28 protein-coding genes are annotated in these 24719 nt (G+C 60.8%); 19 read left to right on the forward strand and 9 right to left on the reverse strand.

Going from position 1 to position 24719, the window contains the following annotated elements:
• Positions 1-122 precede the first annotated feature (122 nt).
• The 4 genes from fliD to ACSBQV_RS06135 all read left to right on the forward strand — a co-directional run bounded on the left by fliD (position 123) and on the right by ACSBQV_RS06135 (position 3497).
• Positions 123-1523 carry a flagellar filament capping protein FliD gene (gene fliD / locus ACSBQV_RS06120; protein ID WP_099786000.1) on the forward strand — a complete coding sequence of 467 codons (1401 nt, stop codon included), beginning with the start codon at positions 123-125 and terminating at the stop codon, positions 1521-1523.
• A gap of 26 nt (positions 1524-1549) precedes the next feature.
• A complete protein-coding gene (gene fliS, locus ACSBQV_RS06125) occupies positions 1550-1960 on the forward strand; it encodes a flagellar export chaperone FliS (RefSeq protein WP_004934758.1) in 411 nt (136 codons plus the stop codon).
• Positions 1960-2328, forward strand: coding sequence for a flagella biosynthesis regulatory protein FliT (gene fliT / locus ACSBQV_RS06130; RefSeq protein ID WP_033643504.1), 369 nt, complete (start codon positions 1960-1962; stop codon positions 2326-2328). The genes fliS and fliT overlap by 1 nt, the downstream gene beginning before the upstream one ends.
• A gap of 308 nt (positions 2329-2636) precedes the next feature.
• A complete protein-coding gene (locus ACSBQV_RS06135; protein WP_033643505.1) occupies positions 2637-3497 on the forward strand; it encodes a helix-turn-helix transcriptional regulator in 861 nt (286 codons plus the stop codon).
• Between the two features lie 476 nt (positions 3498-3973).
• Here the strand turns inward: ACSBQV_RS06135 and ACSBQV_RS06140 are convergent, their stop codons facing one another.
• Positions 3974-4903: a LysR family transcriptional regulator gene (locus tag ACSBQV_RS06140; RefSeq protein ID WP_099786002.1), complete on the reverse strand. Its 930-nt coding sequence runs from the start codon at positions 4901-4903 to the stop codon at positions 3974-3976.
• A 129-nt stretch (positions 4904-5032) separates the two neighbouring features.
• On the opposite strand from ACSBQV_RS06140, the gene ACSBQV_RS06145 reads away from it, so the two are divergent.
• Complete coding sequence (locus ACSBQV_RS06145) at positions 5033-5632, forward strand: FMN-dependent NADH-azoreductase (protein ID WP_099786004.1); 600 nt, start codon at positions 5033-5035, stop codon at positions 5630-5632.
• Positions 5633-5807: 175 nt separating this feature from the next.
• Here the strand turns inward: ACSBQV_RS06145 and ACSBQV_RS06150 are convergent, their stop codons facing one another.
• Both ACSBQV_RS06150 and fliE read right to left on the reverse strand, forming a co-directional pair.
• The gene (locus ACSBQV_RS06150; RefSeq protein WP_047574772.1) at positions 5808-6002 is read right to left on the reverse strand and encodes a hypothetical protein; all 195 of its coding nucleotides are present in this window, start codon (positions 6000-6002) and stop codon (positions 5808-5810) included.
• Between the two features lie 79 nt (positions 6003-6081).
• Positions 6082-6396 carry a flagellar hook-basal body complex protein FliE gene (fliE, locus tag ACSBQV_RS06155; RefSeq protein WP_033643509.1) on the reverse strand — a complete coding sequence of 105 codons (315 nt, stop codon included), beginning with the start codon at positions 6394-6396 and terminating at the stop codon, positions 6082-6084.
• Positions 6397-6711: 315 nt separating this feature from the next.
• On the opposite strand from fliE, the gene fliF reads away from it, so the two are divergent.
• From fliF to sra, 14 genes are all read left to right on the forward strand, one after another.
• Complete coding sequence (gene fliF, locus ACSBQV_RS06160) at positions 6712-8406, forward strand: flagellar basal-body MS-ring/collar protein FliF (protein WP_033650870.1); 1695 nt, start codon at positions 6712-6714, stop codon at positions 8404-8406.
• Complete coding sequence (gene fliG / locus ACSBQV_RS06165; protein WP_004934775.1) at positions 8403-9395, forward strand: flagellar motor switch protein FliG; 993 nt, start codon at positions 8403-8405, stop codon at positions 9393-9395. Before fliF ends, fliG begins: the two co-directional genes overlap by 4 nt.
• Positions 9388-10092, forward strand: coding sequence for a flagellar assembly protein FliH (gene fliH, locus ACSBQV_RS06170; RefSeq protein ID WP_016927310.1), 705 nt, complete (start codon positions 9388-9390; stop codon positions 10090-10092). The genes fliG and fliH overlap by 8 nt, the downstream gene beginning before the upstream one ends.
• Positions 10092-11453, forward strand: a complete 1362-nt coding sequence (gene fliI, locus ACSBQV_RS06175; RefSeq protein ID WP_004934781.1) for a flagellar protein export ATPase FliI — start codon at positions 10092-10094, stop codon at positions 11451-11453. Before fliH ends, fliI begins: the two co-directional genes overlap by 1 nt.
• Positions 11454-11473: 20 nt before the next feature.
• Positions 11474-11920 (forward strand): flagellar export protein FliJ, encoded by a 447-nt coding sequence (gene fliJ / locus ACSBQV_RS06180; RefSeq protein WP_033643513.1) that lies wholly within the window; start codon positions 11474-11476, stop codon positions 11918-11920.
• On the forward strand, positions 11917-13146 hold the full coding sequence (locus ACSBQV_RS06185) for a flagellar hook-length control protein FliK (RefSeq protein ID WP_099786006.1): 1230 nt from the start codon (positions 11917-11919) through the stop codon (positions 13144-13146). Before fliJ ends, ACSBQV_RS06185 begins: the two co-directional genes overlap by 4 nt.
• Positions 13147-13311: 165 nt before the next feature.
• Complete coding sequence (gene fliL / locus ACSBQV_RS06190) at positions 13312-13797, forward strand: flagellar basal body-associated protein FliL (protein ID WP_033643515.1); 486 nt, start codon at positions 13312-13314, stop codon at positions 13795-13797.
• 5 nt (positions 13798-13802) lie between these two features.
• Entirely contained in the window at positions 13803-14807 is a 1005-nt protein-coding gene (fliM, locus tag ACSBQV_RS06195; RefSeq protein ID WP_004934798.1) for a flagellar motor switch protein FliM, read from the forward strand.
• The gene (gene fliN / locus ACSBQV_RS06200; RefSeq protein ID WP_004934799.1) at positions 14800-15216 is read left to right on the forward strand and encodes a flagellar motor switch protein FliN; all 417 of its coding nucleotides are present in this window, start codon (positions 14800-14802) and stop codon (positions 15214-15216) included. Before fliM ends, fliN begins: the two co-directional genes overlap by 8 nt.
• Positions 15216-15620: a flagellar biosynthetic protein FliO gene (fliO, locus tag ACSBQV_RS06205; RefSeq protein ID WP_099786008.1), complete on the forward strand. Its 405-nt coding sequence runs from the start codon at positions 15216-15218 to the stop codon at positions 15618-15620. Before fliN ends, fliO begins: the two co-directional genes overlap by 1 nt.
• On the forward strand, positions 15617-16378 hold the full coding sequence (gene fliP, locus ACSBQV_RS06210) for a flagellar type III secretion system pore protein FliP (RefSeq protein WP_033632755.1): 762 nt from the start codon (positions 15617-15619) through the stop codon (positions 16376-16378). Before fliO ends, fliP begins: the two co-directional genes overlap by 4 nt.
• Before the next feature lie 21 nt (positions 16379-16399).
• Entirely contained in the window at positions 16400-16669 is a 270-nt protein-coding gene (gene fliQ / locus ACSBQV_RS06215; protein WP_004934803.1) for a flagellar biosynthesis protein FliQ, read from the forward strand.
• A 2-nt stretch (positions 16670-16671) separates the two neighbouring features.
• The gene (fliR, locus tag ACSBQV_RS06220) at positions 16672-17454 is read left to right on the forward strand and encodes a flagellar biosynthetic protein FliR (protein ID WP_033632754.1); all 783 of its coding nucleotides are present in this window, start codon (positions 16672-16674) and stop codon (positions 17452-17454) included.
• A gap of 355 nt (positions 17455-17809) precedes the next feature.
• Complete coding sequence (sra, locus tag ACSBQV_RS06225; protein WP_004934807.1) at positions 17810-17944, forward strand: stationary-phase-induced ribosome-associated protein; 135 nt, start codon at positions 17810-17812, stop codon at positions 17942-17944.
• A gap of 272 nt (positions 17945-18216) precedes the next feature.
• Here sra and flgL read toward each other — a convergent pair whose 3' ends face one another.
• The 6 genes from flgL to flgG form a co-directional block, all read right to left on the reverse strand.
• A complete protein-coding gene (gene flgL / locus ACSBQV_RS06230) occupies positions 18217-19176 on the reverse strand; it encodes a flagellar hook-associated protein FlgL (protein WP_033643518.1) in 960 nt (319 codons plus the stop codon).
• A 59-nt stretch (positions 19177-19235) separates the two neighbouring features.
• Positions 19236-20885 carry a flagellar hook-associated protein FlgK gene (gene flgK / locus ACSBQV_RS06235; RefSeq protein WP_033643519.1) on the reverse strand — a complete coding sequence of 550 codons (1650 nt, stop codon included), beginning with the start codon at positions 20883-20885 and terminating at the stop codon, positions 19236-19238.
• 206 nt (positions 20886-21091) lie between these two features.
• Positions 21092-22036 (reverse strand): flagellar assembly peptidoglycan hydrolase FlgJ, encoded by a 945-nt coding sequence (gene flgJ, locus ACSBQV_RS06240; RefSeq protein ID WP_033643520.1) that lies wholly within the window; start codon positions 22034-22036, stop codon positions 21092-21094.
• Positions 22036-23136 (reverse strand): flagellar basal body P-ring protein FlgI, encoded by a 1101-nt coding sequence (locus ACSBQV_RS06245; RefSeq protein WP_004934816.1) that lies wholly within the window; start codon positions 23134-23136, stop codon positions 22036-22038. Before ACSBQV_RS06245 ends, flgJ begins: the two co-directional genes overlap by 1 nt.
• A gap of 10 nt (positions 23137-23146) precedes the next feature.
• Positions 23147-23848, reverse strand: coding sequence for a flagellar basal body L-ring protein FlgH (gene flgH, locus ACSBQV_RS06250; protein WP_004934817.1), 702 nt, complete (start codon positions 23846-23848; stop codon positions 23147-23149).
• 83 nt (positions 23849-23931) lie between these two features.
• The gene (gene flgG, locus ACSBQV_RS06255; protein WP_004934819.1) at positions 23932-24714 is read right to left on the reverse strand and encodes a flagellar basal-body rod protein FlgG; all 783 of its coding nucleotides are present in this window, start codon (positions 24712-24714) and stop codon (positions 23932-23934) included.
• Positions 24715-24719: the final 5 nt, after the last annotated feature.

Consider the following 24719-nt stretch of genomic DNA (forward strand, 5'->3'; position numbering starts at 1 on the left):
AAATAACGCGGTTTTTCCCTCTTCTATTGCGCCATCGGTTTTTTGTTTTTTTCGGTAAACTTTTTCATCACTGGGCCGATAACGCGTAAAGCGAATAAAGTCATAATCAAGGAGAATTACCCATGGCAACGATCAGTTCATTAGGTCTCGGCTCAGGACTCGACCTCAATGGCCTGCTGGACAAGCTGACTAAAGCGGAACAACAGCGCCTGACCCCTTACACCACCAAACAATCCAGCTATAAAGCCCAGTTGACCGGTTACGGCACGCTGAAGGGCGCGTTGGAAAAGTTCGACAACCTCAGCAAAGAGATGGCGAAAGAGGACTTCTTCAAGGCCACCACCGCCACCGAACACGACGCCTTCAAGATCACCACCAACGCCAAGGCGGTGCCGGGCAACTATGTGGTGGAAGTGAAGAACCTGGCGCAGGCGCAAACCCTGACCACTCAGGCGAAAGTCAGCGACCAGGGCGCCAAGTTAGGCACCGAAGGCGCCACCGACCGTTCCCTGACCATCACCGCCGGCAACCCGCCGAAAGCCACCAAAATCCCGCTGAGCGACGATCAAACCTCGCTGGTTGAAATGCGCGACGCCATCAACGGCGCCAAGGCCGGCGTCACCGCCAGCATCATGCGCGTCGGCGACAACGACTACCAGCTGGCGATCAGCTCTTCCACCACCGGCGAAAACAACAAGATCTCCCTCCAGGTCGACAATGACGACAAACTGGGCGATATCCTGAACTACAACGCCACCCGCGGCACCAGCACCGCCATGAAGCAGACGGTCGCGCCGCAGGACGCGGAGCTGATGGTGAACGGCACGGCCATCAAACGCAGCACCAACTCGATCAGCGATGCCCTGCAGGGCGTCACCATCGATCTGAAAACCAAAACCAAAACCGATGAACCGCAACACCTGGTGATCAGCACCAACACCGCCGGCACCACCGACAAGATCAAAGAGTGGGTCGACAGCTATAACTCGCTGCTGGACACCTTCAACTCGCTGTCCAAGTTCACCCCGGTGAAAACCGGCGAAGCGCCAAACCCAACCAACGGCCCGCTGCTGGGCGACAACACCCTGCGCGGCATTCAGTCGTCGATCAAAAGCGCGCTGAGCGCCGCCCAGGACAACCCGGAGTTGAAAGGCCTGGGCAACCTCGGCATTTCCACCAACACCAAAACCGGCAAGCTGGAAATCGACAGCGCCAAGCTGAAGAAAGCGATGGATGAGAAGCCGGATCAGGTCAGCAACTTCTTCGTCGGTAACGGCAAAGACACCGGCATGGCCACCGAGATCCACAACGAGATCCAGAACTACATCAAATCCGGCGGCATCATCGAGAACTCGACCAAAAGCATCAACACTAACCTCGATCGCCTGAACAGCCAGATCACCACGGTCACGGCCAGCATTCAAAACACCATCGATCGTTATAAACAACAGTTCGTTCAGCTGGATACCATGATGTCGAAAATGAACGGCACCAGTAACTATTTGGCTCAACAGTTCAAATAACCCTTTAACAAGGCAAAGAAAACAGCATGTATAACCGTAGCGGCACTCAGGCCTATGCACAGGTCAGTCTGGAAAGCGGCGCCATGAGCGCCAGCCCGCACCAGTTAATCGTGATGTTGTTCGACGGGGCGCTCAGCGCCCTGCTTCGCGCACGCATCCTGATGAACCAGGGCGATATCGCCGGCAAAGGCATGGCGCTCTCCAAAGCCATCAACATCATCGACAACGGCCTGAAAAGCGGCCTCGATCCTCAGCAGGGCGGCGAGATCGCCGAAAACCTGGCGGCGTTATACGACTATATGAAGCGTCGCCTGATGCAGGCCAATCTGCACAACGACGAAGCGGCGATTGCCGAGGTGGTCAAACTGCTGGAAAACATCGCCGACGCCTGGCGCCAGATCGGCCCCAACTACCAACCTTCGCAGGACGCCGTGTAATGGAACGTCAACAGCAGCTGTTAGCCGCTTATCAACAAATTTACACCCTGAGCAGCCAGATGATTGCGCTGGCGCAAACCGGACGCTGGGAAGAGCTCGTCGAGCTTGAATTCGCCTACGTGACGGCGGTGGAAAAAACCGCCGCCTTTACCGGGCAAGCCGGCCCGTCCATGGCGTTGCAGGAGATGTTGCGCAATAAGCTGCAACAGATCCTCGACAACGAAACCGAGCTCAAACGTCTGTTGCAGCAACGGATGGATGAGCTGAAAACGCTTATTGAACAGTCAACGCGCCAAAACGTGGTCAACAACACCTACGGCCAGTTTCATGACCGCGCGCTGCTGCTGGGAGAGCCACAGGTCCGATAAGATCGACAATACTGACGAAAATGGATTAAATAGCACTATGCGCTATTACCCTCGGGTTACGTTAGGATATTAATCTATGGCATTTGAATTATTCAGTTTATGGGTAATTGGTAAAATGCGCGCTTCGAGCCTGGCTCTCACTTTAATGGATAAACATCATCCCGACACGGACGTTTTCTGTTCATCAGGAAATTGATTTTTGATAGATAAAACTCGCCGCTGTGTTTCACGGCCCATGGAAAAATGTTGCTCCAGCGCGGATCAAAGCGTAAAGATATTCCCAGATAATGGCTGCGAAATGAATATCGATGGAACGTACAATTAATCTCTGTCCTGGAATTGGCGCCTCAGCGCACATCATTCAGTATACTGAATTATTATTCCCTTCAGTCTATTTTGAGCAACCACATCTGTATCTGATACAACAAGGCCATAAGCGCGTACGCTGGCAACAACACGAAGTGGTCGCTCATCCCGGCGAGCTGTTGATTATCGACGGCGGGCAAACGGTGGACATTATTAACGGCCCGTCCGAAGACGGCGTATTCAGTTGCCAACTGCTGACCTGCGATCCCCTGTTGCTCACCGTCCAGCCTCCGGCCGAGGAAACGCCGGCGGCGATGCCGTTCGATGCCGTCCTGGCGCTGCGCAACCTGCCCTGCGCCCTAAAGCACAGTTTTGAAACCACCGGCCTGGCGCTGACGCTGCGGCAACGCTTTCCCACCATCATCGTGCGGCACAAAATGCTGGAAATTCTGCTGTGGCTGGCCCAATTCGGCATTCGCTTTATTCACAACGAAGCCAAGGATCTGACGCAGCGCGTGCGTCGCTGCCTGGCGACCGATCCGCACAGCATTTGGACGGCGGCCAAAGTCGCGGAGAGCCTGTCGATGAGTGAGGTGATGCTGCGCCGCAAACTGTCGATGGAAAACACCGCGTTGCGCAACCTGATGATCGACGTCCGGATGAGCAGCGCGCTGGCCCTGCTGCAATCGACCGACTGGCCGATCTCCGCCATCGCGCAGCATGTGGGTTATGAAAGCGCGTCGCGTTTCGCCGAACGTTTTCGCAAACGCTTCGGTTTCGCGCCTACCGCCATTCGCGGCCACCAAAGGATTATGGAACCCGGCTCTCAGGGCGTTGAGGCGATGGTCGCCGGAGAAACATAAATAGACGCGCAACAAAATGGCTTTATTTAACACAAGTCCCCAACGGTTGTAACAACGCTAAGATACGCTAAGCCACGTCTATCCGCCGAAAGCGAATTAAACGATGCGCAATGAAAAGCGATTATTTTCTCTGGCAATAATGTTGTTGGGGCTGTGGCTGCTAGCCTTACTGTATGAAGAAGACATGATGCGTTTACTGGCCGCACAATAAAACGGCCAGGTTTTTTATCGCCTGGTCAGACTTCAATCCAGTTTGACCAACACGCCAATTAACGCGACTAACACCGCCAGCATTAAAATACTGATCAGGCGCCATCTGGATTCGCTTTTACTGCTCATTGACCTGCCTCGAATAATAACCCTACTAATAAGGCCATAATAAACGCTCACCGGCACATTCAATAAGCCTGACAGCACAATCTTCGCCCCTCTATTCGGGACATTGCCCCCATTTCCTGTCGGTTGCAACGCGGTGATTACCGCTGCGATAACGGCGGCGGCACAAGCGCCAATTTTGCGGGCAGCTCAGCCACCAGTTTGTCCACCGCCAGCCGCACCTTGAGCGGCTGGTAAGGCATATAGGGCCACACCACGTTGACCGGGAAACTGAGGTTGGACTCACCGCGCATGATCTCCACCAACGTCCCCGCCATCAGCCGCTCGCGCACCAGCCACTCCGGCAGCCAGGCAATGCCGGCGCCGGCGGATATCGCATCGACGATCCCCTGCATATCATCCATCATCATCTTGGCCGGGGGGCTGAATGATTGCAGCTCACCGTTTTCGCCACGCAGCTGCCACGGCAGCACGGCGCCGGCGTGCAGATACCCCACCGCCTGATGCCGGCTTAACGCTTCCACCGTGCTCGGCTCGCCGCAGCGCCGCACGTAGTCGGGCGACGCGCACAGGAGCATGCCATGTTCGCCCAAACGTCGGGCAACCAAACTGCCGCTGTCCGCCAGTTCGCCGATGCGCACTGCCAGATCGAATCCCTCGTCGACGAGATCGATCCTGCGATCGCTGAATGAGATTTCCAGCGTCAGTAACTGATGCTCATTCGCCAGCGCCGTCAACAAGGGCGCAATGCACAGGTGGCCGAACAGCACCGGCACCGAGACTCTGAGCCGGCCGCTGACCTGCATCTTGCCGCTGTCAAGCTGGTTTTCCGCCGCCTGGATGTTCGCCAACGCCTGTCGACAGTGTTCATAGTACAGCGCGCCTTCGTCCGTCAGGCTCAGACTGCGCGTCGTGCGCATAAACAGCATCACGCCCAGCCGCGCCTCCAGACGCGACACGATTTTGCTGACCGCAGAACGCGTCAGATGCAGTTTCTCTGCGGCGGCGGCGAAACTGCCGCCTTCCGCTACGGCAACAAAGGCCGGCAGCGCACTCAGATCGCTTTTCATCTTAATGTTGCCAATATGGAATCAATTAGGTGAAAACCTATCACCACTGGTGAACCTTAAGCAATGATAACCTGCAGTCATTCCGGAGTCCCCGGTGAAAACCACAGATTACCGTCAGAGGACAACAGCATGAAAAAAATACTGGCTCTCAAATCCAGCATTATGGGAAATGACTCGCAGACCAATAACCTGATTGACCGCTATCTGGCGGCGCGCAAAGCGAAAGGATACGACGATCGGATCGTCGAACACGATCTGACGGCGCTGGATCTGCCGGTGTTGGACGGCGAGCTGTTCAGCGCGCTGCGCGGCGCGGAAAATGTCAGCCCGCGCGCCAAAGCCACGGTGGCGCTCTCCGATCAACTGATTGCCGAACTGAAAGAGAGCGACCTGTTGCTGATCGGGGCGCCGATGTACAACCTCAACGTGCCGACTCAGCTGAAAAACTGGTTCGATCTGGTGGCCCGCGCCCGGATGACTTTCAACTATACCGCCGCCTACCCGGTGGGGCTGGTGGAAGGCGTCAATGCGGTGGTCTTCAGTTCACGCGGCGGTATGCACGCCGGGCATCCGACCGACGCCGTAACGCCCTACCTGCGCTCGGTGCTGGGGCTGATGGGGATCGGCGACGTGCAATTCATCTATGCCGAAGGGCTGGACATGAAACCGCACGGCCGCGACCAGGGGCTGGCAAGCGCCCACCAGCGCATCGTGACGTTAGCGGGCTGAGGCAAACGCACGGCAGCATTGATTTGTTATAATATAACAAATATGATGTTCGCGTTGACGCACCTCGAACGTGCGTCGGCGCTCCTACATCACATAAATGTTTTATCGCACCTTCAGCCAGCTATTTCGATAGCTGGCTTTTTTTTGTCCATCGACTGGCGTCACGGCTTCAGTCTTACCGGGCGGCGCGTTTCATTTCACGCTCGCCGGGCGACTGTGTCTTCACCGACAGCGGCGCGACAAACGCCTTCCACTCTTTGCCGGCATCCTGATGAGACGCCGTTTTTTGCGCCGATGGATAGTCATCATTCTGGCCGGCGCATCCAGACAACGCCATCATGGCCAGAGCAAGGCACAGCGATTTACACATTATCCTATCCCTCCTATAACCATCGCCATAGGCTAACAGCGCCGAGCCAAATTTCACTGAAAAATGGACGGCACGTTCATCACACCGGCATGTTCATGATGTCCTGGTAGGCCGCCACCAGCTTGTTGCGCACCTGGACGCCCAGTTGCAAAGACACCGACGATTTCTGCAGATCGACCATCACATCGTTCAGGCTGATGCCCGGCACGCCCAGCTCAAAGTCCTGCGCCTGTTTGCGCGCCGTCTGCTGGGTATCGCTGATCTTGCCGAGCGCCGCGGTCAGTTCGCTGGCGAAGCTGACGCCCTGCGGCGCCGCATTTTGCCCCATCTTGCCGGCCTGAACCGCCATGGTCTGCATCTGCTGCAGTACCCCTTCAATGCCCTGAATCGCCATCTGGTCCTCAATCCTCTCGTCTCGCCGGGTGACGTTTTCACCCTGTACTTCTCCAATGATGCACACCCTAGCACAGCGTTTTCGGACCTAAAGCGGTTAATTAACTGCAAAAAACCCGGCTTATCGGGCAATCGGAATTGTCTGATAAGGCGAATAATGGCCTGCCCAGAAATGGGAGCGCCGCTATTTAGAAGATATGTGTATCAGGGAGTCTGTTTTGTCACACAACGCTAACCATACCGTTCATCAGCCTGGCAGGGAGCTGCTCAGCGGCCCGTACGGGATCGTGAGCGCCATTGAAGGACGAGACCTAAAATGAGTGCTTCGATAACCGCCGGCGAAAGCCGCGACAACGGCCTGCAGGCCATCTGGAACCGTCTGCGCGCCAACCCGAAAATTCCGTTGCTGGTCGCCGCTTCCGCCGCGATCGCGATCGTCGTCGCACTGCTGTTGTGGGTGAAAAGCCCCGACTACCGCGTGCTGTACAGCAATCTGAACGACCGCGACGGTGGCGCCATCGTCACCCAGCTGACGCAGATGAATATCCCTTATCGCTTCGCCGAGAATGGCGCAGCGCTGCTGATCCCGGCGGAAAAGGTGCATGAAACCCGTTTGCGCCTCGCGCAGCAGGGGCTGCCGAAAGGCGGCGCCGTCGGCTTCGAACTGCTGGATCAGGAAAAATTCGGCATCAGCCAGTTCAGCGAGCAGATTAACTATCAGCGCGCCCTCGAGGGCGAGCTGTCGCGCACTATCGAGTCGCTGGGGCCGGTGCAAAACGCCCGCGTTCACCTGGCGCTGCCTAAACCTTCGCTGTTCGTGCGCGAACAAAAATCCCCTTCCGCCTCGGTAACGCTGACCCTGCAACCCGGCCGTGCGCTGGACGACGGCCAGATCAACGCCATCGTTTATATGGTGTCGAGCAGCGTCGCCGGTCTGCCGCCGGGCAACGTGACCGTGGTCGATCAGGCCGGCCGCCTGCTGACCCAGTCCGACGGGACCGGGCGCGATCTCAACGCTTCGCAGCTGAAATACGCCAACGAAGTCGAAAACGGCTTCCAGCGCCGCATCGAAGCGATCCTCGCCCCGGTGGTCGGCAGCGCCAACGTGCGTGCGCAGGTCACGGCGCAGATCGACTTCGCCACGCGCGAACAAACCGATGAACAGTACCAACCTAACCAGCAGCCGGATAAAGCCGCCATCCGCTCACAGCAAACCAGCCTGAGCGAGCAGATAGGCGGGCCGCAGGTCGGCGGCGTGCCGGGCGCGCTGTCCAACCAACCGAGCGCTCCGCCTACGGCGCCGATTGAAACCGCCAAGCCGGCGGCGGGCAATAACGCCAACGCCACCGCGCAAAACGCCGCGACCACCCGCAGCGCGGCGGCCAGCGGCGTGCCGCAAAATACCCGTCGCGACGCGACCACCAACTACGAGCTCGATCGCACCATCCGCCATACCCAGCAAAAAGCCGGCACCGTGCAGCGTCTGTCGGTCGCCGTGGTGGTCAACTACCTCGGCGCGGATAAAGACGGCAAACCGCAGCCGATGAGCAAAGAACAGCTGGCGCAGATCGAAGCGCTGGTGCGTGAAGCGATGGGCTACTCCAGCAGCCGTGGCGATACCCTGAACGTGGTCAACACGCCGTTTACCGACGCTCAGGTGACCGGTGGCGAACTGCCGTTCTGGCAAAGCCAGTCGTTTATCGATCGCCTGATCGACGCGGGCCGCTATCTGCTGGTGCTGCTGGTTGCCTGGCTGCTGTGGCGCAAACTGGTGCGGCCGCAGCTGCAACAGCGCCAGGCGGCGCAACAGGCCGCCATCGCCGCCGCCAACGCGCCTGCCGCCAAAGCGGTCGACAGCAGCAAACCGAGCAACGAGGAGCTGGCGCAGCGTCGTAAATCGCAGCAGCGCGTCAGCGCAGAAGTCCAGAGCCAGCGGATCCGCGATCTGGCTGACAAAGACCCGCGCGTGGTCGCTCTGGTAATCCGCCAATGGATGAGTAACGAGATATGAGCCTGACCGGAACCGACAAAAGCGCCATCTTGCTGATGACGCTGGGTGAAGATCGCGCGGCGGAGGTGTTCAAGCACCTCTCCTCGCGCGAAGTACAGCTGCTGAGCGGCACCATGGCCGGCATGAGCCAGGTGTCGCACAAACAGCTCGGCGAAATACTGACCGAGTTTGAAGACGACGCCGAGCAATACGCGGCGCTGAGCGTCAACGCCAGCGACTATCTGCGTTCGGTGCTGGTCAAGGCGCTGGGCGAAGAGCGCGCCGCCAGCCTGTTGGAAGACATTCTCGAATCGCGCGAGACCACCACCGGCATGGAAACGCTCAACTTTATGGAGCCGCAGAGCGCCGCCGATCTGATCCGCGACGAACACCCGCAGATCATCGCCACCATTCTGGTGCACCTCAAACGCGGCCAGGCGGCGGATATTCTGGCCCTGTTCGACGAACGCCTGCGCAACGACGTGATGCTGCGTATCGCCACCTTCGGCGGCGTGCAGCCGGCGGCGTTGGCGGAGCTGACCGAGGTGCTGAACAACCTGCTCGACGGCCAGAACCTCAAACGCAGCAAAATGGGCGGGGTGCGCACCGCCGCCGAGATCATCAACCTGATGAAAACCCAGCAGGAAGAAGCGGTCATCGACGCGATGCGCGAATACGACGGCGAGCTGGCGCAGAAGATCATCGACGAGATGTTCCTGTTCGAAAACCTGGTGGAAGTCGACGATCGCAGCATCCAGCGCCTGCTGCAGGAAGTGGAAGGCGAGTCGCTGCTGATCGCGCTGAAAGGCGCCGAACAGCCGCTGCGCGAGAAGTTCCTCAAGAACATGTCGCAACGCGCCGCCGACATCCTGCGCGACGATCTGGCCAACCGTGGGCCGGTGCGCATGTCTCAGGTGGAGAACGAGCAGAAAGCCATCCTGCTGGTGGTGAGACGCCTGGCGGAAACCGGCGAAATGATCATCGGCGGCGGCGAGGACACCTATGTCTGATCGCATTAACACCCTGCCCTGGCAGCCCTGGTCGCTCAACGATTTGGGCGAACAGAAACCGGCGTTCGAACTGCCGCCGTTGCCGGATCTCGAACAAAGCGATCCGTCGCCGGACGCGCAGGCCGAATTGCAACAGCAGTTGGCGACGCTGCGGCTGCAGGCCGAGCAACAGGGCCAGCAGTTGGGCTATGCCGACGGCCAGCAAAAAGGGTATGAGGCCGGTTTTCAGTCCGGTCTGGAAGAAGGCCGTCAGCAAGGTCTGCTGGAAGCGCAGCAGCAGCAACAGCCGCTGACCGCCCACTGGCAGCAGTTGGTCACCGAATTCCAGCACACGCTGGACGCGCTCGACAGCGTGATCGCTTCCCGGCTGATGCAGCTGGCGTTGACCGCCGCCAAACAGGTGCTGGGCCAGCCGCCGGTGTGCGACGGCACCGCCCTGCTCGCGCAGATCCAACAGCTGATCCAGCAGGAGCCGATGTTCAACGGCAAACCGCAGCTGCGGGTCCACCCGGACGACTACCCCCGCGTCGAGCAGCAGCTGGGGGTTACTCTCAGCCTGCACGGCTGGCGCCTGCTGGCGGACGGCGAACTGCACCCGGGCGGCTGCAAGGTCAGCGCCGAAGAAGGCGATCTCGACGCCAGTCTGGCGACGCGCTGGCATGAACTGTGTCGCCTGGCGGCACCGGGAGAAGTCTGATGACCGCGCGTCTCGGCCGCTGGCTGAGCTCTCTGGATACGTTGGAAAAACGCATCGCCCGCGCGCCGACGGTGCGCCGCTACGGCCGCCTGACCCGAGCCACCGGGCTGGTGCTGGAAGCCACCGGGCTGCAGCTGCCGCTCGGGGCGACCTGCCTCATCGAACGGCACGACGCCGGTGAAGTGCAGGAAGTGGAAAGCGAAGTGGTCGGCTTCAACGGCCAGCGGCTGTTCCTGATGCCGCTGGAAGAAGTGGAAGGCATCGTGCCGGGCGCGCGGGTTTACGCCCGCATCGCGCCGGAAGGCCAAAGCGCCGGCAAACAGCTGCCGCTCGGCCCGGCGCTGCTGGGGCGCGTGCTGGACGGCAGCGCCAAACCGCTAGACGGCCTGCCGTCGCCGGAAACCGGTTACCGCGCGCCGCTGATCACCGCGCCGTTCAACCCATTGCAGCGCACGCCGATCGAGCAGGTGCTGGACGTGGGAGTGCGCACCATCAACGGTCTGCTGACCGTCGGTCGCGGCCAGCGCATGGGCCTGTTCGCCGGTTCCGGCGTCGGCAAGAGCGTGCTGCTCGGCATGATGGCCCGTTACACCCAGGCGGATGTGATCGTCGTTGGCCTGATCGGCGAGCGTGGCCGCGAGGTCAAAGACTTTATCGAGAACATTCTCGGCGCCGAAGGCCGGGCGCGCTCGGTGGTGATCGCCGCGCCAGCGGACGTATCGCCGCTGCTGCGCATGCAGGGGGCGGCCTACGCCACCCGCATCGCCGAAGATTTCCGCGATCGCGGGCAGCACGTGTTGCTGATCATGGATTCCCTCACCCGCTACGCCATGGCACAGCGTGAGATAGCCCTGGCTATCGGCGAACCGCCGGCGACCAAAGGTTATCCGCCTTCGGTCTTCGCCAAACTGCCTGCGCTGGTGGAACGCGCGGGCAACGGCATCAGCGGCGGCGGTTCCATCACCGCCTTCTACACCGTGTTGACCGAGGGGGACGATCAGCAAGACCCGATCGCCGACTCGGCGCGCGCCATCCTCGATGGCCACGTGGTGCTGTCCCGACGCCTGGCGGAGGCCGGCCACTACCCGGCTATCGACATCGAAGCGTCAATCAGCCGCGCCATGACGTCGCTGATCGACGAGGAGCATTATCGCCGGGTTCGCACCTTCAAACAGATGCTGGCCAGCTATCAGCGCAACCGCGATCTGATCAGCGTCGGCGCCTACGCGGCCGGCAGCGATCCGTTGCTGGACAAAGCGATGACGCTGTACCCGCAGATGGAGGCGTACCTGCAACAGGGCATCTTTGAACGCAGCGGCTATGATGAAGCCTGTCAACAGCTGCAGCAGTTGATTGTTTAACGTCACAGAGGCGCAGAGCGATGAAATCACAGTCACCCCTGATTACCCTGCGCGATCTGGCGCAGGACGCGGTGGAACAAGCCGCGCAACAGCTAGGCCAGGTTCGGCAGGCGCAGCAGGCGGCGGAGCAACAGCTGTCGATGCTGCTCAACTATCAGGACGAATACCGCCAGAAGCTGAATCATACGCTCTGCGACGGCATGGACAGCTCACGCTGGCAAAACTACCAGCAGTTTATCGGCACGCTGGAACAGGCCATCGACCAGCACCGCCAGCAGCTGCTGCAGTGGGGGCAGAAAGTGGATCATGCGGTGAAGCAATGGCAAGACAAACAACAGCGGTTGAACGCTTTCGAGACCCTGCATACCCGCGCCTTAAATGCGGAGCAGCAGCAGGAGAATAAACGGGATCAAAAACTGATGGATGAGTTCGCTCAACGCAGTGCACAAAGGAATATCAACCCATGAATCTGAACGCCCTGCCCGGCCTGGCCTTACCCGGCGATGCCGGCGGCCTGGCCGAACTGACGTCGGCGCTGGATGAGAGTCAACTGTCGACGGCATTCGCCCAGCTGCTCGGCGCGCGTTTCGCGCCCGCCGCCGATGGCAAACAGCCGCCGGTCGCGCTGAGCGCGGACGATGAACGCGCCCCGGCCCTGAGCCGCAACCAGCTCAATCAACTGCTGGCCGCCTTCGGCGAGCGCGGCGGCCTGCTGGAGAACCCGGTAATCTCAGCCGATGCGCTTTCATCTGAACGCCCCGAGACCGATGCGCCCCTCGCCGGCGATAAACCGGCGCAGCCGCCGATCGCCGCGGCCAAAGAGCTGGATGCCGCGACGCTGCAGGCGCTGTACGCCATGCTGCCGGCCGCGATCGTCGCCCAGACTCAACCGGCCGACGGCCAGCGGCCGCTGCCGGTGGAAAACGCTGACGATGCGACCGCGCTGCAGCCCGGCAACGGCCTGCTGAACATCGCGGCGGCCGGTGATAATACCGCCGCGCGCTCGTCGGCGTCAGCCGCCACGACGGTGACAAACGCTAAAGCCCCGGCCCCGGACGGCGATAGCGCCACGGCGGCGCTCCCGCAGCCGACCAGCGGCGAGCGCGCCAGTGCCGCTCAACCGCTGCCGGCGAGCGATACGCAGCAGCCGACGACGCTCAATCACGCCGTCGCCCTGGCCGCCGCCAGCCCCACGCAAATGGCCGCCCCGGCCGGCGCGCTGGTGACGGCGCCGCCCGCGCCGCAGTTAAACGCGCAGCTGGGCAGCCCGGAATGGCAGCAGGCGTTGAACCAGCAGGTGCTGATGTTCCACCGCAACGGCCAGCAAAGCGCCGAGCTGCGCCTGCACCCGCAGGAGCTGGGCGCCTTGCAGATCACGTTGAAACTGGACGATCAGCAGGCGCAATTGCACATTGCCTCCGCCCACGGTCAGGTGCGCGCGGCGGTGGAAGCGGCGATGCCGCAGCTGCGTCACGCGCTGGCCGAGAGCGGCATCAACCTGGGGCAGAGCAGCGTGGGCGGCGAGTCCACCCCGCAATGGCAACAGGCGCAGCAGCAGGCTTCCAATGGCCAGGGGCGTTCCAGCTATGCTGAACACGCTGGCGGCGAGGCTGCGGCCGCCGACGGCGTCAGCGCGCCGGTGGCGTTGCAGCGCATGGCCAGCGCGGTCAACGGCGTCGATATTTTCGCCTGAGCCGCCGCAAACGCCCAAGCTGGCACCCATTTGCGCGTCTATTCAGGCTATTGCACGCCGCGATAGACGCGATAATACCTTTACATGTCATGCGTGCGGCTTTGCCGCGCGCTATGCCCGCCGCCACGCAGGCCGCGGGTGGAACAACAGGAATTAGATTTGGCTATGTCTCAGAACTCCCTTCCGGCAGCACCGAAACGCCCCCTTCTGGTCATCCTGCTGGTATTGATCAGCGTCGTCGCCTGTGGCGCCGCGGGCTACAGCTGGTGGCTGCTGCAACAGCATAAAAACGGCGCCGAACCGGCCGCCGTCAAACAGCAACCGCCGGCCGCGCCGGTGTTCATGCCGCTCGACACCTTTACCGTCAACCTGGTGACGCCGGACAACAACCCGGATCGCGTGCTGTATATCGGCCTCACGCTGCGCCTGCCGGACGAAAGTACCCGCCGTCAGCTGAACGATTTTCTGCCGGAGGTGCGCAGCCGCTTGCTGATGCTGCTTTCCCGTCAGGAAGCGAGTCAGTTGGCCAATGAACAAGGGAAGCAACAGCTGGTGGCGCAGATTAAGGACGTGCTCAGCCCGCCGCTGGTTAAGGGACAACCGAAGCAGGTGGTCAGCGACGTGCTGTTCACCGCCTTCATACTGCGGTAATCACTATGGGCGATAGCATTCTTTCACAGGCAGAGATCGACGCCTTGCTCAACGGCGACAGCGCGGGTGATGAACCCGAAGCGGTGGTCGGCAAAGAGAGCGAGGTCAAGCCTTACGATCCGAACACCCAGCGCCGCGTGGTGCGCGAGCGACTGCACGCGCTGGAAATCATCAACGAACGTTTTGCCCGGCAGTTCCGCATGGGGTTGTTCAACCTGCTGCGCCGCAGCCCGGACATTACCGTCGGCCCGATCAAAATTCAGCCGTATCACGAGTTCGCCCGCAACCTGCCGGTGCCGACCAACCTGAACCTGGTGCACCTGAATCCGCTGCGCGGCACTGCCCTGTTCGTGTTCGCGCCGAGCCTGGTGTTCATCGCCGTCGATAACCTGTTCGGCGGCGACGGCCGCTTCCCGACCAAGGTCGAAGGCCGCGAGTTCACCCCGACCGAACAGCGGGTGATCAAGCGCATGCTGCGCCTGGCGCTGGACGCCTACGGCGACGCCTGGAGCGCCATCTACAAGATCGACGTGGAGTACGTGCGCGCCGAAATGCAGGTGAAGTTCACCAACATCACCACCTCGCCGAACGACATCGTGGTCACCACGCCGTTCCAGGTGGAGATCGGCGCGCTGACCGGCGAGTTCAACATCTGCATTCCATTCGCGATGATCGAACCGCTGCGCGAACTGTTGACCAACCCGCCGCTGGAAAATTCGCGGCAGGAAGACAGCCACTGGCGCGAAACGCTGGTGAAGCAGGTGCAGCACTCCGAACTGGAGCTGATCGCCAACTTCGTCGATATCCCGATGCGGCTGTCGAAAGTCCTGAAGCTGCAACCGGGCGATGTATTACCGATAGACAAGCCGGAACGCCTGATCGCCCATGTGGACGGCGTACCGGTTCTGACCAGCCAATACGGCACGTTAAACGGGCAATACGCCCTGCGTGTTGAACATTTGATTAACCCTATTTTGAATGCTCTGAGTGAGGAACAGCCCAATGAGTGATCCTAAGCAACCGTCTGGCGAAGGAAAGGAATCCGTAGACGATCTGTGGGCTGATGCGTTTAACGAGCAGCAGTCTTCAGAGAAATCCGGCGCGAGCACCGAAGGGGTGTTCAAGTCGCTGGAAGCTCAGGATGCGCTCGGCAGCCTGCAGGATATCGACCTGATCCTGGATATTCCGGTCAAGCTGACCGTGGAACTGGGGCGCACCAAGATGACCATCAAAGAGCTGCTGCGCCTGTCGCAAGGCTCGGTGGTGGCGCTGGACGGCCTGGCCGGCGAACCGCTGGATATCCTGATCAACGGTTACCTGATCGCGCAAGGTGAAGTGGTGGTGGTGGCCGACAAGTTCGGCGTGCGCATCACCGACATCATCACCCCATCCGAACGCATGCGTCGACTGAGCCGCTGATGACCGCCGCGGCGCCCGTTACCGTCCAAAGCACCCAACCGCCCGCCGCGCCGGCCCTGCCGGCCGGTTCGGTGTTGATGCAGGTCAGCAGCGCGCTCGGCGGCATTCTGCTGCTGATCCTGCTGGCCGGTTGGCTGTTCCGTCGGCTGGGTTTCGCCCCGCAGGCGCGCAACAACAAACTGCTTAACCTACGCGCCAGTTGCCAGGTCGGGCAGCGCGAGCGCGTGGTGGTGGTGGAAGTCGACGACACCTTGTTGGTATTGGGCGTCACCGCCCAGCAGATCACCCCGCTGCACACCCTGCCCGCTCCGCCGAAAGACGAGGGCGAGACCGACGCGGCGACACCGGCGGACTTCCGCCAACTGATGCAAAAAGTTCTGAAACGCCCGGAAAAATCGGCATGACCTCGACTCTTCATACCCTCGTCCGCCGCCCGGCGGTTTGGCTCCCTGCCGCCCTGCTGTTCATCAGCCCGGCGGCTTTCGCGCAACTGCCGGGGCTGATCAGCCAGCCGCTGGCCAACGGCGGCCAGAGCTGGTCGCTGCCGGTGCAGACGCTGGTGCTGTTGACCTCGCTGACCTTCCTGCCGGCCATGCTGCTGATGATGACCAGCTTCACCCGCATCATCATCGTGCTCGGCCTGCTGCGCAACGCGCTGGGCACGCCGTCGGCGCCGCCGAACCAGGTGATGCTGGGGCTGGCGCTGTTCCTGACCTTCTTCATCATGTCGCCGGTGTTCGACAAGGTTTATCAGGATGCCTATCTGCCGTTCAGCCAGGACAAAATCGGGCTGGAAGTCGCGCTGGATAAAGGCGCGCAGCCGCTGCGCGAATTCATGCTGCGGCAAACGCGCGAAACCGATCTCGCGCTGTACGCCAGGCTGGCCAATCAGCCGCCGCTGGCCGGCCCGGAAGCGGTGCCGATGCGCATCCTGCTGCCCGCCTACGTCACCAGCGAACTGAAAACCGCCTTCCAGATCGGCTTTACGGTGTTCATTCCGTTCCTGATTATCGACCTGGTGGTCGCCAGCGTGCTGATGGCGCTGGGGATGATGATGGTGCCGCCCGCCACCATCTCGCTGCCGTTCAAGCTGATGCTGTTCGTGCTGGTCGATGGCTGGCAGCTGCTGCTCGGCTCGCTGGCGCAGAGCTTCTATTCGTAACCCCTGACCGGAGAAAGCGAGATGACACCTGAATCGGTTATGGCGCTCGGCACCGAGGCGATGAAAGTCGCGCTGGCGCTGGCCGCCCCGCTGCTGCTGGCGGCGCTGATCAGCGGCCTGGTCGTCAGCCTGCTGCAGGCCGCCACCCAGATCAACGAAATGACGCTGTCGTTCATCCCTAAAATTCTGGCGGTGGTGGCCACCATCATCATCGCCGGTCCCTGGATGTTGAATCTGTTGCTGGACTACATGCGCACCCTGTTCAGCAACCTGCCTACCCTGATCGGCTGACCGTGCTCACTTTCGACAGCGCCCAGCTCACCGTCTGGCTCAGCCACTACTTTTGGCCGCTGCTGCGCATTCTGGCGCTGATAAGCACCGCGCCGATATTCAGCGAAAAGCAAATCAGCAAAAAGGTCAAAATCGGCCTTGGCGGGCTGATCGTCATCCTGATTGCGCCGACGCTGCCCGCCAGCAATATTCCCATCTTCTCCGCCGCCGGCCTGTGGCTGGCGATTCAGCAGATTCTGATCGGCGTGGCGCTGGGGTTGACCATGCAGTTCGCCTTCGCGGCGGTGCGCCTGGCGGGGGAAGTGATCGGCATGCAGATGGGACTGTCGTTCGCCACTTTCTTCGATCCCAGCGGCGGCCCGAACATGCCGGTGCTGGCGCGCCTGCTCAACCTGCTGGCGATGTTGCTGTTTCTCAGCTTTGACGGCCATCTGTGGCTGATTTCGCTGCTGGCGGACAGCTTCCATACCCTGCCGATCCAAACGCAGCCTCTGAACGGCAACGGCTTCCTGGTGTTGACTCAGGTCGGCTCGCTGATCTTCATCAACGGCATGATGCTGGCATTGCCGCTGATCTGCCTGCTGTTGACGCTCAACATGGCGCTCGGCCTGCTCAACCGCATGACGCCGCAGCTGTCGGTCTTCGTGATCGGTTTCCCGGTCACCATGACCTTCGGCATCATGACGCTGGGCATGATGATGCCGATGTTGGCGCCGTTCTGTGAGCACCTGTTCGGTGAAATCTTCGATCGACTGGCGGCGGTGATCGGCGGCATGACCTTCTGAGCCCCTGCGGCCCCTTCCTTTCCCCCTCTTCCGCCTGAGACAAAATGGCAATAAAAACGTTTTCTTGGGACAAAAGCCTGAGAAACGTCTTTTATCCGGATTAAGGTTCAAATGTCTCCGGCGGCTTGAATAAATAAAACCCCGACCTAAAATAGACCCGATAGAAAAAATATCGCCCACACCCCGTCAGTCACCCGTGGCGATAATATAAAATTATTGGTTAGAGAAAAATAAAATAACACAGCCACGCAGAGTTAAATGCGCGGCAGATAACTTACACCCTGAATAAATGCGTCCGGCAGCCTGCCGGCTGCAGGGCGCAGCATCGACCTTTGCTAACTACAGGAGCGAGATCATGATTAAAGCGAAAAGCAACCGCAAAGCACGCCGGTTATTCGGCATGGCCCACTGGAAAAGCAACAAATTTAAAGTTGCCATCAGCGAAACGGCCGCCGGTGAAAAATGGAAAGTGGTGAAGAAAAAGAAATAGCACCGCTATTTATCGTCAGGAAAATAATATCCATCGCGATTTTCCCGCCACTGATTTCAATAATGCCATTGCGCATTAAACAGGGGTGACAATCGTATTATTTCTTCCCTGATGAAAAAAAGGCGCGTCACTCAGTCAGTAGTGGGAGAACGAGCGACGCGCCAAACGAGTGCGCCCGGTTTCAAGAAGCCTCCCTCCCCGCGGGGCGGAGAAGGCGTTTTCTAAGCGCACTAAAGGGAAACCCGTCGCGGTCAGGCAACGGGGTATTGCTCTTAACGATTCATCTGGAACAACGACATGCCCTGCATATCGCTGAAGGTTTTGTACGACGCCTGCAGCGCCGCCTGCTGCATGAAGTAGGACGAGATAGACTCGGCCAGGTCGGCATCCGTCAGCGCGCTCATCTGGATCTGATTGGTCATGTCACGCTCTTTACCGATGCTGTCCAACTGATCCATCTCCTGCAGCTGGCTGCCCAGCTCGGCGCGCACGCTCAGCACGTTGTTGTAGGAGTTGTCCAGACCGCGGTTGGCTTTCGCCAGCGCATCGTTCACCTGCTGCTTGGTGGCCTCGTCGGCGCCCTGCAGCGGGGTTTTCAGCGCGTTCAGCGCAATATCAATGCTCTCGAATACGTTGCTGACCGGCGCGCTGCCGTCCGGCTCGGGCTTCGGATTGCTGGTCAATGACATGAACACCGCGTTGCCGGTATGGCCGATGGTCATGGTGCGGTTAGCGTCCACTTTCTGCTCAACCGTCTTGTCGCCGCCCTGGTAACTGACGGTGCCGCCGTTGTCGACGAACGGCGCCTTGTCGTTCACATACCCGCCGAACATATAGCGGCCGTTGCCGTCGGTGCTGTTGGCCTGGTTCAGCAGCTGATCTTTCAACCCCTGCAGCTGGGTGGCCAGCGACTGGCGATCGTTATCGCTTTCGGTGCCGCCGGCGTTGACGATCAACGCCTTCATGTCCGCGATGGTGGAGGTCGCGCCGGCCAATACAGTTTCTTCCATCGACACGTTCTGACGGGCGAAGGTGCGCGCCAGCGTGTATTGACTGTTTTCCGCCTGCGACTGCGACAGCATCACCGCGCGCGACGCCGCCAACGGATCGTCGGACGGGTTGATCACCCGCTTGCCGGAGGAAAGCTGCTCGGCGGCCTTCATGAACAGCGACTGGTTGCCCGTGATGCCGTTCATGTTTTGTTGGTACATCATGCCGGTACTCATGCGCATGCTGTGGGTTCCTTACTCTGAGCGACCGGCGCCGTTATCGGCGCCGATTAACAATGAAATCAACGAATGTTCAGCAGCGCGTCGAACAGCGAGCTGGCGGTCTGAATCACCTGCGCGTTGGCCATGTAGTACTGCTGGAAACGCAGCAGTTCACCGTACTCTTCGTCAAGGTTGACGCCGGACATCGACTGCTGTTGCGCGCCCAGCTGGGTGACGATTTTGGCCTGCGACGTGGCGATGGCCTTGGCGGCGGCGGTCTGGTTGCCGACGCCGCTGACGATGCCGGCGTAAGCGCCGCTCAGGGTCGCTTTGCCGTCCACCAGGTTTTTGGTTTGCAGATCCAGCAGTTTCTTGGCGTTCTCGTTATCGCCGCGGCCGCTGTCGTCTTTACCGGCGGCGGCGATCTTGGACGAATCGGTGATGGCCACTTTCAGGTTGCCCGCCACGTCGCTGACCGGTTTCACGGTGAAGCTGTCTTTGGCCTGCGCATTGCCGTCGATGCTCACTTCCAACCCGTCGAAGTTCAGCGTCGGTTTACCGTCGGCGCTGGTGCCCGGCGTCGCGTTAACTTTCACGTTGTCCGGCAGGCGACTGACCTGCCAGTTACTGCCGTCGAACTCGACGCGATAATCGTTGGCCTTCACTTTGCCGGTATCGGTGTAAGAGACCGACAGCGACGCGTCGCCGGTGTTGCGGGTGTTATCCACCACCCGGCCGCCGCTGAAGCTGAAGAAGTCGCCGCCCGCGTCACCGTTCAGATCGAAGCCGGCACGATGCTGTTGGTTAAAGCTGTCCGCCATCGCCAGCGCCAACTGGCCCAGCTGATTGCGCACGCCGTCCAGCGTTTCGCTGCGGAATTTCAGTACGCCGCTCAGCGTGCCGCTGGTGATCTGGCCTTCCGGCACTTCGCTGGCGCCGTTGCCGCGGTTATAGCCGATGGTCAGACGGGAAGGATCGCTGCTGGAAGGCACGGCTTCCACCTGATACGTATTGCTGCCCTGTACCAGGGTCAAACCGTTGGCGAAGGAAACGGTATAGGCGTCGCCGTCCTGTTGCGTGACCTGTACGCCCACCAGCTGGTTCAATTCGGTGACCAGCTGATCGCGCTGATCCAGCAACGCATTCGGTTCGCCGCCGGCGCTGCCGCGCAAACGGGTGATCTCGTCGTTCAGCTTGGCGATCTGTTGGCCGTAGCTGTTGATCTGCTGCGCCGTATCGCTGATCTGCTGATTGACGCCGTTGTCCATGTCGCGCAGGAATTTGTCGGTGTTGTTGAACTGGTTCACCAAGCCGTTGGCCTTGCCCAGCACCGTCTGGCGCGCGGCGTCGTCACCGGCGTTGCTCACCAGGTTCTGCAGGTTGGTAAAGAAATCCTGCATGTTGGTCGACAGCGGGTTGGTCTTGCTCGCCAGCAGGTTGTCTATCTGCGAAATCTTCTCGTAATAGGCGTTTTGCGCCCCGAACGCGCTTTGCGCGCCGCGCAGCTGGTTGGTGATGAACTGGTTGTACTCGCGATTAACGCTGGTGACGGTCACGCCGTTGCCGATAAAGCCGCTCATGGTGGCCATGCCGCCGTTCTGCGCCAGGATCGCGGTCTGACGGTTGTAGCCCGCCACGTTGTAGTTGGAGATGTTGTTGCTGACGGTACTGAGCGCCACCTGAGCCGCATTCAGCCCGCTCATCGCGGTATTGATTAAGCTATTGGACATCGGAATTCCTTATGCTGCGGCGCCGGTGGCCCACAGGGTTCTTAATTGAGCTGCTGAGCCTGTTCGCTCAGCCTGTTTCGGTTATCGGCAAAAATGAGAAGAACTTGAGGAAAAAAAGCGGCAATGCGGTCAGCATCCAGCGAGCCTCCATTGCCGCCTACCCCCTAAATAATTGGCGCCGCAGCGGCGTCAAGAATGACGGGGATTTAGAACAAATCTTTCAGATCGTGGGTGTAAGCTTTCACCGCCTGTTCCCCCGCGCTCTTCATCTGCTGAATCACGCTGACCAACTTGCTGGCGTACTGCGGATCGGTGGCGTACCCGGCGCGCTGCAGCGCATGCGCCGCCTGCTCCGGGCTGCGCGCGGCGGCCACGTCGGCGTAGCGCGGGTTGTTGGTCAGCAGTTTGACGTAATCGGCGATCGCTTCGACGTACGACCCGTAAACGCGGAACTTCGCCTTCACCTTCTTCGCCGCGCCCTGTTCGAACTCGGTGGTGGTGATCTCCGTCACCGGCCCGCTCCAGCTGCCGCCGGCCTTGATGCCGAACAGGTTGTAGCTCGGCGTGCCGTCTGAGGTTGGGATCTCGCGCTGCCCCCAGCCGGATTCCAGCGCCGCCTGCGCGACGATCAGCTGATGCGGAATGCCGCTCTGCTGGCTGGCGACCTTCGCCGGTATCGACAGACGAGCGACGAAGTTGCCGTTGTTGAGCGACAGCGGCGCGGCGGCCGGCGGGGCTTTCGGCATCGCCCGGCGCACCATCTGCTCCAGCGCCTGGTTCGGCAGCGTTTGCAGCACCTCGTTGTCCAGCGCCATCGGCGACATGCCCGCGGTTTCGCTCGGCACCGCGTTGGCGTTGCTCATCTGCTTGACCATCATGTCGGCCAGCCCCAGCCCTTTTTGCGACATCTGCTGGGCGATTTGCTGATCGTACATCGAGGTATAGAGCCGCGTTTGATCGCTGCTCAACACCCCGTCCTGCGGCAAAGCGGAACGCATGCTTTTCAGCATCATCTGCACGAACATGCCTTCCACCTGCTGGGCCACCTGCTTGAGGTTGCCCTGCGGGTCGGCCGCCGCGTCGCGCTTCAGGCCGTTCAGCGCCTGGGCGTCATAGGCCGCGCCCGACATCGCCATCAGATCGCCCGCCATCAGATGATTTCCAGCTTGGCGCGCAGGCAGCCGGCGCTCTGCATCGCCTGCAGGATCGACATCAGATCGATCGGCGTGGCGCCCAGCGCGTTCAGCGCGCGAATGACGTTGTTCAGGTTGGCGCTGGCGTTCACCTTCTGCAGCGACCCGCCCTGCTGTTGCACCGAAATCTGGGTGTTTGGCGTCACCACCGTTTGGCCGCCGCCGAACGGCGTCGTCGGTTGGCTGACGGTATTTTGCCGATCGACCACCACCGACAGGTTGCCCTGGGCGACGGCGCAGGAATCGAGGATCACATCGCGGTTCATCACCACCGACCCGGTGCGCGAGTTGATGATCACTTTGGCGTCCATCGCGCCGACGTTGACGGTGATGTTTTGAATCTCCGCCAGGAAGCGCACCTGAGAGCTGTTGCCCTGCGGCACCAGCACCTGGATCGTACGGGCGTCGAGCGGCGTCGCGGTGCCGCCGCCGCGTTGGCGGTTGATGGCGTCGCTGATCTGCTGCGCCAGCGTGAAGTCTTCGTCGTTCAGCTGCAGGTTGAGTACGCCGCCGCTGCCGAAGGTGGTCGGCAGTTCGCGCTCGATGGTGGCGCCGTTGCTGATGCGCCCGCCCGCCAGCTGGTTGACCTGCACGCTGCTGCCGCCGGCCGCCGCGCCCGCGCCGCCGACCAGCACGTTGCCCTGCGCCAGCGCATAGACCTGGTTATCCACGCCTTTCAGCGGCGTCATCAGCAAGGTGCCGCCGCGCAGGCTCTTGGCGTTGCCCATTGATGAGACCACCACGTCGATGTTCTGCCCGGCGCGCGAGAACGGCGGCAGTTTGGCGGTCACCATCACCGCCGCCACGTTTTTCAGCTGCATGTTGGTGCCCGGCGGCACGGTGATGCCCAGCTGCGACAGCATATTGCTCAGGCTTTGGGTGGTGAACGGCGTCTGCATGGTCTGGTCGCCGGAGCCGTCCAGTCCCACCACCAGGCCGTAGCCGATCAGGGCGTTGTCTCGCACGCCCTGCACCGTCACCAGATCGCGGATGCGCTCCGCCGCCGCCGGCAAGCACACCAGCCCGACGCACAGCGCGATAAACCATTTTTTCAGCATCAGTCAATCCTTAGAACGGTGAAACATTTAAGAAGAAGCGCTGCAGCCAGCCCATGGTCTGCGCTTCGTTGATATAGCCATTGCCGACGTATTCGATCCGCGCGTCCGCCACCTGCGTCGAGGTGACCGAGTTGTTGCCGCTGATGGTGCGCGGGTTGACGACGCCGGAGAAACGAATGAATTCGGTGCCCTGGTTGATGGCGATCTGCTTTTCCCCCACCACGTGCAGGTTGCCGTTGGCCAGCACCTGGTTGACCGTCACCGTAATGGTGCCGTTGAAGGTGTTGTTGGCGTTGGCGCCGCCCTTGCCGCCGAAGGTGCTGTCGCCGGAAATGTCCATATCGGCGCGCGCATTGCCCAACAGGCCGTCAAGGTAACGCGGCGAGGTGGCGACGCCGAACTTGCTGGCGCCGTTGCGGCTGGCATTGGCGGAGGAGCTCTTGCTGGCGCTGACGTTTTCCTGCAGCACGATGGTCAGGGTGTCGCCGACGTTGCGCGGCCGGCGGTCTTCGAACAGCGGCTGATAGCCGTAGTTCATCGGCTGCACCGTCTGGAAGATCGAGCCGTTCGGCATCGGCGCGCTGGCCGGCGCGGGCTGCGCCGTGGTCGCACCGTCCACCAGCGGTTTATGCGGAATATAAGCGCAGCCGCTCAGCGTCAGCATCACCATTCCCGCCAGCCAGCGTTGTCCCTGCCGCGGCAGGATTGCCATCGAATATGTGGTTACCACGGGTATCGCCTTTGTTTCACGAAAGAGAATGACGGGCGCGGCAAGCCGGGCCCGTCAATGACAGATTACAGTTGCGTCAGCTTTTGCAGCATCTGATCGGAAGTCGATACCGCTTTGCTGTTGATCTCGTAAGCGCGCTGAGTCTGGATCATGTTGACCAGCTCTTCCGCCACGTTAACGTTGGAGGTCTCCACGTAGCCCTGATACAGCAGACCGGCGCCGTTCAGCCCCGGCGTGCTTTCGTTCGGCGCGCCCGAGCTTTCGGTTTCCTGATACAGGTTCTCGCCCACGCTCTCCAGACCGCTGTCGTTGACAAAGGTCGTCAGCGTCAGTTGACCCACCTGCTGGGCGGCGGTTTGCCCCTGCTGGGTGACGCTGACGATGCCGTCGCGGCCGACGGTGATGGACAGCGCGTTAGCCGGAATGGTGATCGCCGGCTGCACCTGGAAACCGCTGGAGGTGACCAGCTGGCCGTTCTGATCGATCTGGAACGAGCCGTCGCGCGTGTAGGCCTGGGTGCCGTCCGGCAACATCACCTGGAAGAACCCCTGCCCCTTGATGGCGACGTCTTTGCTGTTGTTGGTCTGCGACAGGTTGCCCTGGCTGTGCAGCCGCTCGGTCGCCACCGGACGCACGCCGGTGCCGATCTGCAGACCGGAAGGCAGCGTGGTCTGCTCGGAGGACTGCGCCCCCGGCTGACGCATGGTCTGGTACAGCAGATCTTCAAATACCGCACGCTGGCGTTTGAAGCCGTTGGTGCTGACGTTCGCCAGGTTGTTGGCGATCACGTCCATGTTGGTCTGCTGCGCGTCCAGACCGGTTTTGGCAATCCATAAGGATGGAATCATCGGTT

This window comes from Serratia sp. B501, assembly GCF_051172315.1.
In the GTDB taxonomy this organism is placed as follows: domain Bacteria; phylum Pseudomonadota; class Gammaproteobacteria; order Enterobacterales; family Enterobacteriaceae; genus Serratia; species Serratia ureilytica.